8 protein-coding genes and 1 pseudogene are annotated in these 14,577 nt (G+C 61.5%); 8 read left to right on the top strand and 1 reads right to left on the bottom strand.

Going from position 1 to position 14,577, the window contains the following annotated elements:
* Positions 1-15: 15 nt before the first annotated feature.
* On the bottom strand, positions 16-1,305 hold the full coding sequence (gltA, locus tag CN933_RS26910; protein WP_018097750.1) for a citrate synthase: 1,290 nt from the start codon (positions 1,303-1,305) through the stop codon (positions 16-18).
* 305 nt (positions 1,306-1,610) lie between these two features.
* On the opposite strand from gltA, the pseudogene CN933_RS26905 reads away from it, so the two are divergent.
* The 8 genes and pseudogenes from CN933_RS26905 to CN933_RS26865 all read left to right on the top strand — a co-directional run bounded on the left by CN933_RS26905 (position 1,611) and on the right by CN933_RS26865 (position 14,485).
* Positions 1,611-4,012, top strand: a pseudogene (locus tag CN933_RS26905) (ComEC/Rec2 family competence protein).
* 221 nt (positions 4,013-4,233) lie between these two features.
* A complete protein-coding gene (exbB, locus tag CN933_RS26900; protein WP_018097748.1) occupies positions 4,234-5,211 on the top strand; it encodes a tonB-system energizer ExbB in 978 nt (325 codons plus the stop codon).
* A 6-nt stretch (positions 5,212-5,217) separates the two neighbouring features.
* Entirely contained in the window at positions 5,218-5,643 is a 426-nt protein-coding gene (gene exbD / locus CN933_RS26895) for a TonB system transport protein ExbD (protein ID WP_018097747.1), read from the top strand.
* Between the two features lie 307 nt (positions 5,644-5,950).
* On the top strand, positions 5,951-6,610 hold the full coding sequence (locus CN933_RS26890) for a protein-L-isoaspartate O-methyltransferase family protein (RefSeq protein ID WP_018097746.1): 660 nt from the start codon (positions 5,951-5,953) through the stop codon (positions 6,608-6,610).
* A gap of 276 nt (positions 6,611-6,886) precedes the next feature.
* Complete coding sequence (gene tolC, locus CN933_RS26885; protein WP_018097745.1) at positions 6,887-8,260, top strand: outer membrane channel protein TolC; 1,374 nt, start codon at positions 6,887-6,889, stop codon at positions 8,258-8,260.
* 663 nt (positions 8,261-8,923) lie between these two features.
* Positions 8,924-9,676 (top strand): PopZ family protein, encoded by a 753-nt coding sequence (locus CN933_RS26875; protein ID WP_018097743.1) that lies wholly within the window; start codon positions 8,924-8,926, stop codon positions 9,674-9,676.
* Between the two features lie 254 nt (positions 9,677-9,930).
* Positions 9,931-12,774 (top strand): valine--tRNA ligase, encoded by a 2,844-nt coding sequence (locus tag CN933_RS26870; RefSeq protein WP_018097742.1) that lies wholly within the window; start codon positions 9,931-9,933, stop codon positions 12,772-12,774.
* Positions 12,775-13,240: 466 nt separating this feature from the next.
* Positions 13,241-14,485, top strand: a complete 1,245-nt coding sequence (locus tag CN933_RS26865) for an OmpP1/FadL family transporter (protein ID WP_026168893.1) — start codon at positions 13,241-13,243, stop codon at positions 14,483-14,485.
* The last annotated feature ends 92 nt before the right edge of the window (positions 14,486-14,577 follow it).

Below are 14,577 nucleotides of genomic sequence, written 5' to 3'. Positions count from 1 at the left end.
GAGTTCGTCCGCCGTTTACCGCTTGGAGATCGGCACGTAGTCGCGCAGCGTCGCACCGACATAGAGCTGGCGCGGACGGCCGATGCGCTGTTCCGGATCTTCGATCATCTCGTTCCATTGAGCGATCCAGCCGACGGTGCGGGCAAGCGCAAAGAGCACCGTGAACATCGTGGTGGGGAAGCCCAGTGCCTTCAGCGTGATGCCGGAGTAGAAGTCGATGTTCGGATAGAGCTTCTTCTCGATGAAGTACTCGTCCGTCAGGGCGATGCGTTCGAGCTCCATCGCGACTTCCAGGAGCGGGTCGTCCTTGTGGCCGAGCTCGGCGAGAACCTCATGCGTCGTCTTCTGCATGATCTTCGCGCGCGGATCGTAGTTCTTGTAGACTCGGTGGCCGAAGCCCATCAGACGGAACGGATCGTTCTTGTCCTTGGCCTTGGCGATATATTCCGGAATGCGATCGACCGTGCCGATCTCGGCGAGCATGTTGAGCGCCGCCTCGTTGGCGCCGCCATGGGCAGGTCCCCAAAGGCAGGCGATACCGGCAGCGATACAGGCGAACGGGTTGGCACCCGACGAGCCGGCGAGGCGAACGGTCGAGGTCGATGCGTTCTGCTCATGGTCGGCGTGGAGGATGAAGATCCGGTCCATGGCGCGCGCCAGAACCGGGTTCACGACATATTCCTCGCAAGGCACGGCGAAACACATGCGCAGGAAGTTCGAGGCGTAGTCGAGATCGTTCTTCGGATAAACGAAGGGCTGGCCGATATGGTACTTGTAGGCCATCGCGGCGATCGTCGGCATTTTGGCGATCATGCGCAGCGATGCGACCATCCGCTGATGCGGATCGGTGATGTCGGTCGAGTCGTGATAGAAGGCGGAAAGGGCGCCGACGCAGCCGCACATGACGGCCATCGGATGGGCATCGCGGCGGAAGCCGGTGAAAAACCGCGACATCTGCTCGTGGACCATGGTGTGGTGCGTGACGCGATAATCGAAATCGGCCTTCTGAGCCTTTGTCGGCAGTTCGCCGTAGAGAAGCAGGTAGCAGACTTCGAGAAAGTCGCCGTGCTCCGCCAGTTGCTCGATCGGAAATCCGCGGTGAAGCAGGACGCCCTCGTCGCCATCGATATAGGTGATCTTCGATTCACACGATGCCGTGGAGGTGAAGCCCGGATCGTAGGTGAACATCGTCGTCTGCTTGTAGAGCGAGCCGATGTCCACGACATCCGGACCGATTGATCCCGATCGCACCGGCAGGTCCGCGGACTTTCCGCCGAATGTTACTGTCGCGCTTTTTTCTGACATGGGACCCTCCGTTTTTGTGACATCGTGGCATAGCTCTGTGCCGCGAATTTGAGCGTTGCGAATTTGCTATATGATTTATTTTCGACTGCCAAGCAGTACCAAAGGCAAACTTGTGCGATGCGAAAACGCATATGGCAATGCAACAAACGCATGGTACGGCAATTCGTTCGAAGAGATCAATGATCGCTAAGCTGATAATGCGGTACCATTCTATCTAGTCTGCCTCTTTTTTGAGCATCAGCCTTCGAGTTGCAAGATTGCGTGGTTGGTTGCAGGATCGAGAAAACAGGCGCGGGCGGAGCGAAATGGGGGAGAGCGGGGCACGAGCGGTCGTGCGCGATGAGGAGCGCAGTGCGTGGCCCCGGAGCGAGGGCACGCGGGTTCTCACCGGCGATTTGCCCGCCATCGGCTCCGGGCGCCTGCGGGCTGGCATGCGGCAAACATTCGCCGTCGGATACGCTCGGCGGCCACGGCGGTTTCCCTCGGCATAGGCGCTGCAGTTGCGGAAGAGCAGGAATACGGCCACGGCTTCGTCCTGATCCCGGTCATGCTTGCGCTTGGCTCGCTTGCATGGCTCGCAGTGCCCGAATCCGTCGGAATTGCCAAACTTGCAGCGCTGCTTTGCGTTTTCGGCATATCTGCGGTGCTTTGCCGGGGAGACCTGCGAAGCTGGCGACCGCTGTTGATCGCGCCCGCTCTCTTTACGGCGGGCATGCTGCTTGCCGCGGTCGAAACAGCGAGGCGCGATACGATCATTCTCGACACGCCCGTGACGACGACCGTTCGCGGAACGGTCCTCACCCGGGATCCCGACGACAGGGGACGCTGGCGTTATCTCGTTCGCATACAAGAAACATCCGGCCCGCGGCTGCGCCGGGCGCCGGAAAGGGCGACGCTGCTGGCGCGGAGCCGTCACGAACCGTTTTCGGTCGGAGCGATCATCGAAGGCAAGGTGCGTTTGTCGCCGCCCTCCGGGCCGGCTCTTCCGGGTCTCAACGACTTCGCGTTCGGCTCCTACTTCAAAGGCGTAGGCGCAGTCGGGTATTTCTATGGCGCCCCGCGAGCGCCGGTGGATGCCGGCGCTGTCACGGATCGGTCCGAAGCCTCGCTGCCGGCGAAAGCGGCCGCATATCTGGCACTGATCCGCGAGGCGATCGGCAACCGCATCCGGACAGCGATCGGCGGGGATACCGGTGCGATCGCTGCGGCGCTCGTGACCGGCGAGGAGCGCGCGATCAGCCGCAAGGCCGTCGAGATGCTGCGCGCCGCGGGCCTGTCGCATGTCCTGGCGATCTCAGGACTCAACATGGTGCTGGCGGCGGGCACGTTTCTCATTGGCGCCCGGACTCTGTTGAGCTTCGTTCCGGGGTTGGCGGAAAGAGCTTCCGTCAAGAAGATCGCTGCCGTCGGCGCTCTTCTCATGGTGTTCTTCTATATTCTCATTTCCGGAGGTGCGGTCTCAGCGCTCAGATCCTGGATCATGATCTCGATCATGCTGGTCGCATTGTTCTTCGACCGCGTCTCGATCAGCCTGCGCAACGTGGCGCTTGCCGCACTCATCATCCTTGCCTGGACGCCGTCGGCGGTAGCCGGACCCGGGTTCCAAATGTCCTTTGCGGCGACGCTGGCCCTCGTTGCGGGCTATTCCCGCTGGCGCGACCACAGGAGAAAGGATACCGAAACCTCGAAGAAGCGGGGGAGCGTGGGGGGCGTGTCCGGCCTCGCCATCGGTACTGTCGCCACCTCCGTCATCGGCGGCCTGGCGACGGCGGTTTACGCGGCTGCCCATTTCAACCGGCTCCCCGGTTACGGGCTGGCCGCAAACGTTCTCACGACGCCTCTGATCAGCGTGCTGATCATGCCTTTCGCGCTGTTCGCGATGCTGCTTATGCCCTTCGGGCTCGAATATTATCCCCTCGTGGTCATGGGGCAGGGGCTGGACTGGATGCTGGCCGTCGCGAGATATGTCGCATCGCTCGACGGGGAGTGGATGACCGGCCGCATGGGCGACACGCCATTCTTCCTTATCGCATTCGGCGGCATCCTGGTCTGCGTTCTGAGAACGCGGCTGGCGCTCGTCGGCGCGGGGCTGATCGCTCTGGGTATATGCGCGATCGCGCTCGAGCCGCGGAAGGAGCGCCCATCGATCGCGATATCGGAGGATGCGCAATTGGTCGGCCTGATCGCCGCGGATGCAATCGCGACCAATCGGAGCCGTCCGCCGGAGTTCATCTTCTCGCAATGGCAGCGCGCACTTGCGATCGCGGAACATAAGGCACCGCTCGACGTTGCGGCGGAGCCGGACACCGCCGTTGAGACAGCAGCCTTCCTGACCTCGGCCCAGCCCGGCGTCTTCGCCTGCAGAAAGGGAATAGGGTGCGCCGGGCGCAGCCGCGAGGGATGGACAGTGGCTGTTATCGAAAAGGCCGAATCGCTCTCCTACCTGTGCGGTCGCGCCGATCTGGTCGTCGTCGCCAGCCGCCGGCCGTATGCAGCCTGCCCGTCCGGCGGATCGCTGGTCATAAGCGCCGAGACGCTGCGGCGGACGGGTGCGGTCGAGATCCATGCTGAGCAGCAGGAACGACCGGGCGTGCCGCCTCGCATGCGCGTCGTCACGTCGTTCTCCTCCACTGAGCGCCCCTGGCAGCGTCATCGCCGCTACGACTGGCGGACGGGCAGTTTTTTGCCGCAGGGTTCACCGCCCTGACCACCGCGCGTTCCTCATCGCCCATCTGTCGTGATATTCTTGATTATCGTACTCCACAATCTTGTCATCCCGCCATTGTTTGTCGTAAAGAGCGTTGCGAAAGCGCTTCACCGACAGGGGCGGGCGCGAGCGGCTGCGGTTTGCATCCCGCGCCCACCTGATTGTTGAAATCGATTGCAGGCCCGTGACGCTCGGGCGAATACGGAAAAACGAGGAACGAGATGTCTGATCGGATCCGGCCGAAATTGAACATGTTGCTGGCGGCAACGCTGACTGTTTTCCTTGCCGGCCCGGTCGCGACCGGCCTCGCGCAGACCGCACAACAGCCCTCGTCCGTTTCGGTCGACGCGCAGCCGCCGGCGACGGACGTTCCCGGCGGCGATGATCCGGGCGCGCCACCGGCGCCGGCCGAGGCAGCGGTGGGCGACGCAACGGCGGGGGGAGCAAATCCCGTGCTTCCGCATGACCTTTCGCCGGTCGGCATGTTTCTCGCTGCCGACATCGTCGTAAAGGCGGTGATGGTCGCTCTGGCGCTCGCCTCCGTCGCCACCTGGGCGATCTTCCTCGTGAAGACGCTGGAGCTCATATATGCCAAGTCGCGCCTCAAGCGCGCCGTGGCGGCCCTCGTTTCCGCGAACGGTCTCGCCGACGTGCAGCCAAAGCTCGAGCGCCGCGCTGGCGTTGCTGGGGAGATGATTGCCGCAGCGGTCGACGAAATGACGCGCTCGGACGCCGTTCTGGACCTCGCGCCGGCAGTAGGTGTCAAGGAACGCGTCTCCTCTCTGCTCACGCGTATCGAAGTTCGCGCCGGCAAGAGGATGAGCTCCGGTACCGGGATCCTGGCGTCCATCGGGTCCGTCGGTCCATTCGTCGGCCTCTTCGGTACCGTTTGGGGAATCATGAATTCCTTCATCGGCATCAGCAAGGCGCAGACGACCAACCTCGCCATCGTTGCGCCGGGCATCGCCGAGGCGCTGCTGGCGACTGCGATCGGCCTCGTCGCGGCAATACCGGCGGTGGTGATCTACAACTATTTTGCCCGGTCCGTCGGGGGGTACAAGCTCATCCTGGCAGATGCGGCGGCAGCCGTCGAAAGACTGGTAAGCCGCGATCTCGATCATCGCCACGCCCGCAGAGCGCCGCCGCGCCGCCAGGACGGCTTCGTTCACGGCCCCGACTCGATCGCCAGAATCGGATAAGCGAAAATGGCTGGAAGAATTTCCGAGAGCGGCGGCGATCTCGACGAGAACAGCGAGATCAACGTCACCCCCTTCATCGACGTCATGCTCGTGCTGCTCATCATCTTCATGGTGGCTGCGCCGCTCGCGACGGTCGACATGAAGGTCGACCTGCCGCAATCCGTCGCAAAGCCGACGCCGCGCGACGACAAGCCGGTCTTCGTGACGTTGAAAGCCGACCTCACGCTTGCCATCGGCAATGAAGAGGCGCCTCGCGAAGCCTTCGTTTCCGAGTTGAACCGGATAACCGGCGGCAACACGGATACGCGTGTGCTTCTGCGCGCCGATCGCCTGGTCGACTACGGCGAACTGATGACGGTCATGAACCTCATTCAGAATGCCGGCTACGGCAAGATCGCACTCGTCGGCCTGGAGGCCGCTCCCGCCCGCTAGCGGTTTTCCGTCCGCATCCCTCGTCTCGGCAGGTTCCTCATGGCCCGGCCGCCAGCTCCGATGTGGGCTGGCGGTGCCTTTTTGCGTGCACGGAGACGCAGTCGCTTGAAACCGGCCGTGCGGCGATCTATGAGCTTTATGAATGTGTCCGAAAGCGCGGAGCGGTTTCGGACCGACGACAGGCACAGAGACAACAACCTGAGGCGCGACGCATCAATACGGCGCTTCGCGCTTCAGGCAACGGGCTGGCGGCCGCCGAACGCACGATCTTCCCGGCGCCGCGCCCATTCCGACACGAGGCAATATCATGAATTTCGAAGCAGCCCGCATCAAGATGGTGGACAATCAGATCCGGACCACGGATGTGACCTCCCATTCAGTCCTGTCTGCTTTCCTGTCGGTCCCGCGTGAGGAGTTCGTGCCTGCCAAGATGCGGGAGCTGGCCTATATCGACACCGATATCGAGCTCGTCGGCGGTCCCCAGCCGCGTTACCTGATGGAGCCGTCGCCGTTGGCGAAGCTCCTCCAGCTCGCAGAGATCTCCAACTCGGACCTGGTCCTCGAAATCGGCTGCGGGACAGGTTACGCCTCTGCCTTGCTCTCGCTTCTCGCCGGTTCCGTCGTGGCGCTGGAGAGCGACGAAGCCCTGGCCGCCACGGCCACGGAGACGCTGGCACGCCTCGGCTACGACAATATTGCCGTGGTGAGCGGCGATCTCACCAAGGGGTATGCGGCGGAGGCGCCCTATGACGTCATCTTCATCAACGGTGCCGTCGAGATGATCCCTGCCGAGCTGTTCGAGCAGCTTCGCGACGGCGGCCGGCTCGTGGTCGTGGAAGGTTTTGGTAACGCATCTCGTGCGAAACTTTACGTGCGCGAATCGGGCATGACGTCGGAGCGAGCTGACTTCAACACCGCCGTGAAGCCGCTTCCCGGCTTCCGCCGCGACCGTTCTTTTGTTTTTTGATGTGCCTCTTATTGAGGTAGCTCAACATATAAGTGTTGAAGCGAAAACTGCAATGTTGCCAATCGGCAACGTATTATTTGTTTCTTTTTGAAATGGCCGTGCAGAGGGTCGGTGCGCAGTTGTCGTAGACCCGAATCCGGAGTTCAAAAGAGCCTGGAAGCGGTGATTTGCCCGCCATGGGTGGCGCGGGGCTTCACTGCAGTGTTTGTGCAGGCCGCCAAAGGGCCTGCTGAAAAATGCGGGGTGGCGACGCTGCCCCGATTGATCGGAGGGAAGATGGTGTCGATTGTCCGCAAAGCAGCCTTGTGGGCGGCTGTCTCGACCAGTGTGCTGCTCGCGCCCCACGCCGTTCTCGCGGAGACGATTTTCGGGGCGATGGCCAAGGCCTATGCGAACAACCCGGATCTCAACGCCGCTCGCGCCGGACTGCGCGCGACCGATGAAGGGGTTCCGATTGCGAAGGCCGGCTACCGGCCGCAGATTTCCGCGTCCGCCACGGGGACGCTCTCACGGGTCGACGCCGAACGGACCGGCACCCGCGACTTTCATTCCGGACAGGTCGGGATTTCCATCACGCAGACGATCTTCGATGGATTTCAGACATTGAACAATGTCAGGGCGGCCGAAGCGGAAGTGTTTTCGAGCCGAGAGACGCTGAAGGCCAATGAGATCCAGATCCTTCTTTCGGCCGCGCAATCCTATGCGAACATAGCCCGCGATCAGCAGGTCGTTTCCATTCGCCGTCAGAACCTCGCCTTCCTTCGGGAGCAGTTGAGCGCCGCACAGGCCCGCCTCGATGTGGGCGAAGGCACGCGGACGGATGTGAGCCAGGCGGAAGCCGAACTCGCCAACGCCCAGTCGCTGCTCGTTGCTGCAATCGCGCAGCTGAAACAGAGCGAAGCGGTCTATGTGCAGATCGTCGGAGCAGCGCCGACCGGCATCAGACAGCCTGGACCTGCCACGAAAGCCATGCCGAGGTCCCTCGATCAGGCCGTGGCGACGGGGCTGCGCGAGAACCCGCGAATCCTCGCGGCGCAATATGCCGTCGATTCGGCCGGTTACCAGGTGAAATCGGCGGAAGGCACGATGCTGCCGGGCGTCGTTCTCCAGGGCGCCGTGAGCCGTAACACCGGTAATGCCGGTAATCTGGGACTTGATGACACGACGGCGAGCGTCACGGCTCGGCTCGAAGTTCCGATCTATCAGGGCGGTGCGGAATACGGCCAGATTCGCCAGGCCAAGGAAATTCTGGGGCAGCAGCGGATCCTCGTCGACTCCGAGCGGGCCTCGGTGCAGCAGACAGTCGTATCGGCGCATGCGCAGCTCGAATCGGCACTTGCCCGAATCAAGGCCAGCCGGTCGCAGATCTCCGCAGCGAACCTCGCGCTCGAAGGCGTGATCGAAGAGCGCAAGGTCGGTCAGCGCACCACGCTGGACGTGCTCGACGCGCAGCAGGACGTGCTGGACGCGCAGGAGTCGCTGGCGGGCGCGCAACGCGATGCGGTGGTTGCAAGCTATGCCTTGCTCGCCGCAATGGGCCACCTGACAGTCAGGAGCCAGGGCCTGCAGGTGGCCGAATATCGGGCCGAGGAACATTACGAGGCCGTCAAGGACAAGTGGTTCGGCCTGCGCACCGTCGACGGGCGCTAGACGGCCCTTAGCCAATTCGACACGAAACGCCGCGTCCCCGAGGGCCGCGGCGTTTCGCGCTAAGGCCCGTTGAGATTCGGGACATCCGCGGCGGCTCGTTTGATTTCCTCATTCCCGTGCTTGTCACAGGAATCCAGCCAGACCAAGTCCTTGGGCTGAAAAGAGTCTTCCCCGCCGCAGACGCGGCGCTGCTGGATCCCTGTGACGAGCACAGGGATGAGGATAGAGAGGGTGCGGTCCTTCGGCGCGCTTCATAAATCGTGAAGATATCGAGGCGGCGCGGAAGGTCGCCGGTCACGCCCCTGTACAGCGTCCCGTCCGGCTTCGCACATCCCCGGTCCCTCATTCCTGTGCTTGTCACAGGAATCCAGCCAGACCAAGTCCTTGGGCTGGAAAGGCTCTTCCGCGCCGCAGACGCGGCGCTGCTGGATCCCTGTGACGCGCACAGGAATGAGGAAATCAAACAAGCGGCGGCGGGTGGCCCGAATCTCACCAAGCTTTAGAGCGCAAGTGCCATTGCCCCTGCCGAAAAAAACAAATCTGTGCAAGAATTTACCGAGCTGATTCGCGGCGTTTGTTTCGTCGGCGAACTCACTTAAGGTTTGTTCGAATCGGCACACGGAGCGGCTTTTCCGTGTTCGTCCGCAGCAAACGGGGATTGAAATGGCGCAGCTCAACGTCGCACGTGAACCTTCGATGGATGAGATTCTGGCATCCATTCGCAAGATCATCGAGAGTAACGAGCCTGGTCCGGCCGGAACCTCCGCGCAGCAGAGCTTCGAGGACGGCGCCGGCGACGATGTCGAACTGTCGATGGATCTGGAGGTCGAAGCGGATGCGTTCGGATCCGCCGACGACCAATTTTCCGCGGTCAGGACGTCACCATCCGCGGTCGATAACCGTACCGACGCGCCTGTACCGCCGTCTGCACCACTTTCGCTTGCCGATGTCGCGGCAAGGGTGAGGGCGGCTTCGGAGCGGCAGGCGGTGCATACGGTGCCGAGGGATCAAGCAGGAGGCGAGGAGGCGCGGTCGCCAGCGGATAGTCCGGCGATGATGTCCCGCATCGCTGCGTTTCCCTCTTCGGCCATCCCGGCGAGTGCTGCAGCGGACGCCGGGTCGGCTCCCATGGCCGGGGATGTGTCGGCGGCCGCGCATGCGGCCTCGGACGAGGCAACGGAGCCGGAAGGCACTTCTGGAACAATCGTTTCCCCGGCTGTCAGCCGTCAGGTTGCGCGCGCTTTCGACGAATTGGCACATGCCGTCGAGAACGGACCCCGGCGTTCCTTCGACGAGATCGCCGAGGCGATGCTCCGTCCGATGTTGCAGGAATGGCTGGACGACAACTTGCCGACATTGGTCGAAAGACTGGTGCGCGAGGAAATCGAACGCGTGGCACGCGGGCCCCGGCGCTGACGTAAACGGTAGAGGTGCCCGACTTGCGTCTGCCGCCCGTGGACGATTTCAGGAAAATCGCCGCGCTCTTTTCCCAGTAGCGCATTCGAACCTGCGCACGTCCGGACAGAAAAGCGTTACACACTTTTCCCGGAAGTAATCTAAGATGGAAGCCGCATGCACGATGGCTGCGGCTTTTTCCCCGTTCAGGTTGACTTGCCCCGGGCCTTCCGGTTTACAAACGCTGACATCAATCTCCAGAAATCGGCCAAAGAATGCTTGATAAAACCTACGATTCCGCAGCGGTAGAACCGAAGATCGCCAAGGCCTGGGACGAAGCGGATGCCTTTCGCGCCGGTGTCAACGCGAAGCCGGACGCGGAGACCTTCACGATCGTGATCCCCCCGCCGAACGTGACGGGATCGCTCCATATGGGCCATGCGCTCAACAACACGCTGCAGGACATCATGGTCCGTTTCGAGCGCATGCGCGGCAAGGATGTGCTCTGGCAGCCGGGTATGGACCATGCGGGTATCGCGACCCAGATGGTCGTCGAGCGCCAGCTCATGGAACGTCAGCTTCCGAACCGCCGCGATATGGGCCGTGAGGCCTTTATAGAGAAGGTCTGGGAGTGGAAAGCCGAGTCCGGAGGCCTGATTTTCAATCAATTGAAGCGGCTCGGCGCCTCGTGCGACTGGTCGCGCGAGCGCTTCACGATGGACGAGGGGCTGTCCGAGGCGGTCATCGAGGTCTTCGTCAGCCTTTACAAGGAAGGCCTCATCTATCGCGACACCCGTCTGGTCAACTGGGACCCTAAGCTGCAAACCGCGATCTCCGACATCGAGGTGGAGCCGGTCGAGGTCAACGGCCATCTCTGGCATCTGCGCTACCCGCTCGAAGAGGGCGTGACCTATCAGCATCCTGTCGCCTTCGATGAGGAAGGCAATGCGACGGAATGGGAGACGCGCGACTATCTTGTCGTCGCGACCACGCGTCCGGAAACCATGCTCGGCGACACCGGCGTCGCCGTGCACCCCGATGACGCCCGTTACAAGGGCATCGTGGGCAAGCACGTCATTCTGCCGATCGTCGGCCGCCGCCTTCCGATCGTGGCCGACGAGTATCCGGATCCGACGACCGGCACCGGCGCGGTGAAGATGACGCCTGCGCACGACTTCAACGATTTCGACGTCGGAAAACGCAGGGGACTGCGGCAGGTCAACGTTCTCACGGCAGACGGCCGGATAACGATCAAGAACAACGAGGATTTCCTCGAGGGGCTCGACCACCCGGCGGCGCTGCACGGCGCCTGGGATCAACTGGAGGGCAAGGATCGCTTCGAAGCGCGCAAGCTTATTGTCGAGATGCTCGAAGAGGCCGGGCTCGTCGATCATATCGCGCCCCACAAGCACATGGTGCCCCATGGCGACCGCGGTGGCGTGCCGATCGAGCCGCGCCTGACCGAGCAATGGTATGTCGACGCCAAGACCTTGGCGAAGCCGGCGATTGCGGCGGTCAAGGAAGGCAGGACGAATTTCATCCCGAAGAACTGGGAAAAGACCTATTTCGAATGGATGGAGAACATCCAACCCTGGTGCATTTCGCGCCAGCTCTGGTGGGGCCACCAGATCCCCGCCTGGTACGGTCCCGATGGGCAGATCTTCGTTGAACGAAACGAGGAGGAAGCGCTGCACGCGGCGATTCAGCATTACATCGCCCATGAAGGACCGATGAAGGCCTATGTCGAAGACCTGCTCGAAAACTTCAAGCCGGGTGAGATACTGACGCGCGACGAGGATGTCCTCGACACCTGGTTCTCCTCGGCGCTCTGGCCCTTCTCGACGCTCGGTTGGCCGAAGGAGACGCCGGAGCTTGACAAATACTATCAGACCGATGTGCTGGTAACCGGTTTCGACATCATCTTCTTCTGGGTCGCCCGGATGATGATGATGGGCCTTCACTTCATGAAGGATGCGGACGGCACACCTGTCGAGCCTTTCCACACGGTGTATGTTCATGCGCTCGTCCGTGACAAGAACGGGCAGAAGATGTCGAAGTCCAAGGGCAACGTCATCGACCCGCTGGAGCTCATAGACGAATACGGCGCCGACGCACTGCGCTTCACGCTGGCGATCATGGCGGCTCAGGGGCGCGACGTGAAGCTCGACCCGGCCCGGATAGCAGGCTACCGCAACTTCGGAACCAAGCTGTGGAATGCGACCCGCTTTGCCGAGATGAACGGGGCAGTAAGCAGCGACGGCTTCATCCCCGAGGCAGCGTCGCTGACGATCAACCGCTGGATCCTGACGGAATTGTCGCGCACTATCCGCGACGTGAGCGAGGCGATCGAGGATTACCGCTTCAACGAGGCGGCGGGAACCCTTTACCGCTTCGTCTGGAACCAGTTCTGCGACTGGTATCTCGAACTCCTGAAGCCTGTCTTCAATGGCGACGATGAAGCGGCCAAGCGCGAGTCCCAGGCCTGCACGGCCTATGTCCTGGATGAGATCTACAAGCTGCTGCATCCGTTCATGCCCTTCATGACGGAAGAGCTTTGGGAAAAGACGACCGGCCCCGGGCGAGAGCGTACGACGCTCCTTTGCCATGCCGAATGGCCGGCCGCCTTCTATGCGGATGACGCGGCTGCAGACGAAATCAACTGGCTGATCGATCTCGTCTCCGGCATTCGTTCGGTTCGCGCCGAAATGAACGTCCCTCCGGCGGCGATGGCACCACTGGTCATCGTGGGGGCGAAGGCGCTGACGAGCGAGCGGCTCGACCGGCACGCCTCTGCGATCAAGCGTCTGGCGAGAGTGGAGAATATCGAGCACGCGTCAGTGGCGCCCCGCGGCAGCGCTCAGATCGTGGTCGGCGAAGCGACGGCTTGCCTTCCGCTCGGCAGTCTCATCGATCTCGCGGCCGAAAAATTGCGTCTGGAAAAGGCCATCGCAAAGGTCGACGTCGAGCGGCAACGGATCCTCGGCAAGCTCGCCAACGAAAAATTCGTCGCCAATGCCAAGCCTGAACTGGTCGAGGCCGAGCGCGAGCGGCTGATCGAACTGGACCTGCAAAGAGACTCGCTCGGCGTTGCTTTGTCCCGCGTTACGGAAGCCGGGTAGCTTTTCATCTGCGAGACAAACTCGAAGGCAGACACGATCCGCGGCAGCAATGCCGCGGATTTTTCCAATTTCTGACCCATCCGGCGAATCGTTTCCTGGTCTGGCGCGGCGGCAACGCAGGTGGGGCGATCGACAATGCACGCATGGGTTTTAGCTGCCGGCGTTTCAATGGTGCGTCGCAAGGCTGTCGTGTAAAAAGCCATGATGTTGTTCCAGCGTCACACACCGCGATTTGGTAGAATTTAATTCCGATTCGCGGCCGCCAGTTCGGTATTGCGGGAAAATAATTCTATAAGTTCTTGAATTGTGGCGAGAAGTGGGAATTCTTACGTAAATCCGATGACCGGTCTCGCCCGGTCGGCTCCGGGGCTTCCGGTTTGCCATTTCACGCAATCGTGAGGATACTTCCCTCAAGCGCGGCCTCGAGGCGGATGGCCGCAGAATTGGAATGCAGGGGAGGAGCTTGATGGCTCGAATTGGATTGGAGCGGGGTGTTCTGGCTGCGGTGGCCGGAGTGCTCGTGGCCTCGGCTGCGCAGGCGGGAGGGCTCGAGCGCAGCGGCTATAATATCGATCTCTTGTTCGACCCGTCGGACTATGCGGCCGAAGCGACGGCGACCTATGTCAATCCGCAACGTGAGTTGAAGAATGTTACCGACATCAATCCCGCGAACGGGATTGGCTCAAACGGGATCGGTGGGGGAAGCACAAGCGTTCGGGATACGGAAAGTTATTGGGCGCCCCGTATTGGTGTGAAGGCTGGTCTGGGTGACAGTATTGACTGTATGGCGGACTACTCCCAGCCTTGGGGCGCCCACACCAACCCAGGCAAGAACTGGATGGGAGCGAACGACAATATCGAGACGAAGGTCGAAAGCGACAACTATGCGGCTACGTGCTCCTATAAGTGGGAGATGGGTCCGGGTGTCGTTCGCATCATTGGTGGCGGTTTCTACCAGGAAGTAAGTGGCTTCAAAGACAGGCTCGTTGCGCCGCCAATCGCATTTTTGCCTTTGTCACTCACAGGCGTTGGTCGACTTGAGCTTGAGGGTGATGGCTGGGGTTGGCGCGCCGGTGTCGCCTACGAGATTCCAGAGTACGCAATGCGGGCCAGCCTCGTTTACAACAGCAAGGTCGATCTTGATAACTTATCTGGTTTCATCGACTTGAGGCAGTTTGCATTCCCCGGTGGGGTATTGGGCACCAAGTACGATGTTTCCGGTTCAGCTTCGATGCCGGATTCGCTGGAGCTCAAGGTGCAGTCAGGTATTGCCCCTGGGTGGCTCGCTTTCGGTTCGGTCAAATGGACCGATTGGAGCCAACTACAAGTGTTGAGATTTACGCCTGACGAGCCAGCTCCAGGCAGACTGCCTACCACGCTGGACCTCCTTTATCGCGACGGTTGGACCATTTCGGGTGGTATCGGCCACAAGTTCACTGACCAATGGAGCGGGGCGGTCAGTCTGACCTGGGATCGCGGTACCAGCCACGGCTACGGAAGCCAGACCGACACTTGGCTGCTCGGCACGGGCGTCTCCTATACGCCCACAGAAAATGTCGAGCTCCGCCTCGCCGGTAGTGTCGGTATCCTCACCAGCGGTAGTTCCGGTCCGGTTGATTTCGAAGGACAGCCGATCGGCAACGAGGTTACCTACGACTTCGATAATGACTTCGTCGGTGCGATCTCGACATCGCTGAAGGTCAGGTTCTGATCTCCTAAAATCCACTGCTCGAGGCCCGGTCTCCGCCGGGCCTTTTTTATGTCTGGTAACCACGCTTATAAGCGGTTGTGAATGTGACGATT

It is taken from the genome of Sinorhizobium sp. M4_45 (genome assembly GCF_002885915.1).
Classification (GTDB): Bacteria; Pseudomonadota; Alphaproteobacteria; order Rhizobiales; family Rhizobiaceae; genus Sinorhizobium; species Sinorhizobium meliloti_A.
This window is presented reverse-complemented; position numbering and strand designations above follow the sequence as displayed.

Bases quoted from the DNA above. Each gene is read 5' to 3' on its own strand.
- gltA (WP_018097750.1), bottom strand. From the start codon at position 1,305: ATGTCAGAAAAAAGCGCGACAGTAACATTCGGCGGAAAGTCCGCGGAC.
- exbB (WP_018097748.1), top strand. From the start codon at position 4,234: ATGTCTGATCGGATCCGGCCGAAATTGAACATGTTGCTGGCGGCAACG.
- exbD (WP_018097747.1), top strand. From the start codon at position 5,218: ATGGCTGGAAGAATTTCCGAGAGCGGCGGCGATCTCGACGAGAACAGC.
- CN933_RS26890 (WP_018097746.1), top strand. From the start codon at position 5,951: ATGAATTTCGAAGCAGCCCGCATCAAGATGGTGGACAATCAGATCCGG.
- tolC (WP_018097745.1), top strand. From the start codon at position 6,887: ATGGTGTCGATTGTCCGCAAAGCAGCCTTGTGGGCGGCTGTCTCGACC.
- CN933_RS26875 (WP_018097743.1), top strand. From the start codon at position 8,924: ATGGCGCAGCTCAACGTCGCACGTGAACCTTCGATGGATGAGATTCTG.
- CN933_RS26870 (WP_018097742.1), top strand. From the start codon at position 9,931: ATGCTTGATAAAACCTACGATTCCGCAGCGGTAGAACCGAAGATCGCC.
- CN933_RS26865 (WP_026168893.1), top strand. From the start codon at position 13,241: ATGGCTCGAATTGGATTGGAGCGGGGTGTTCTGGCTGCGGTGGCCGGA.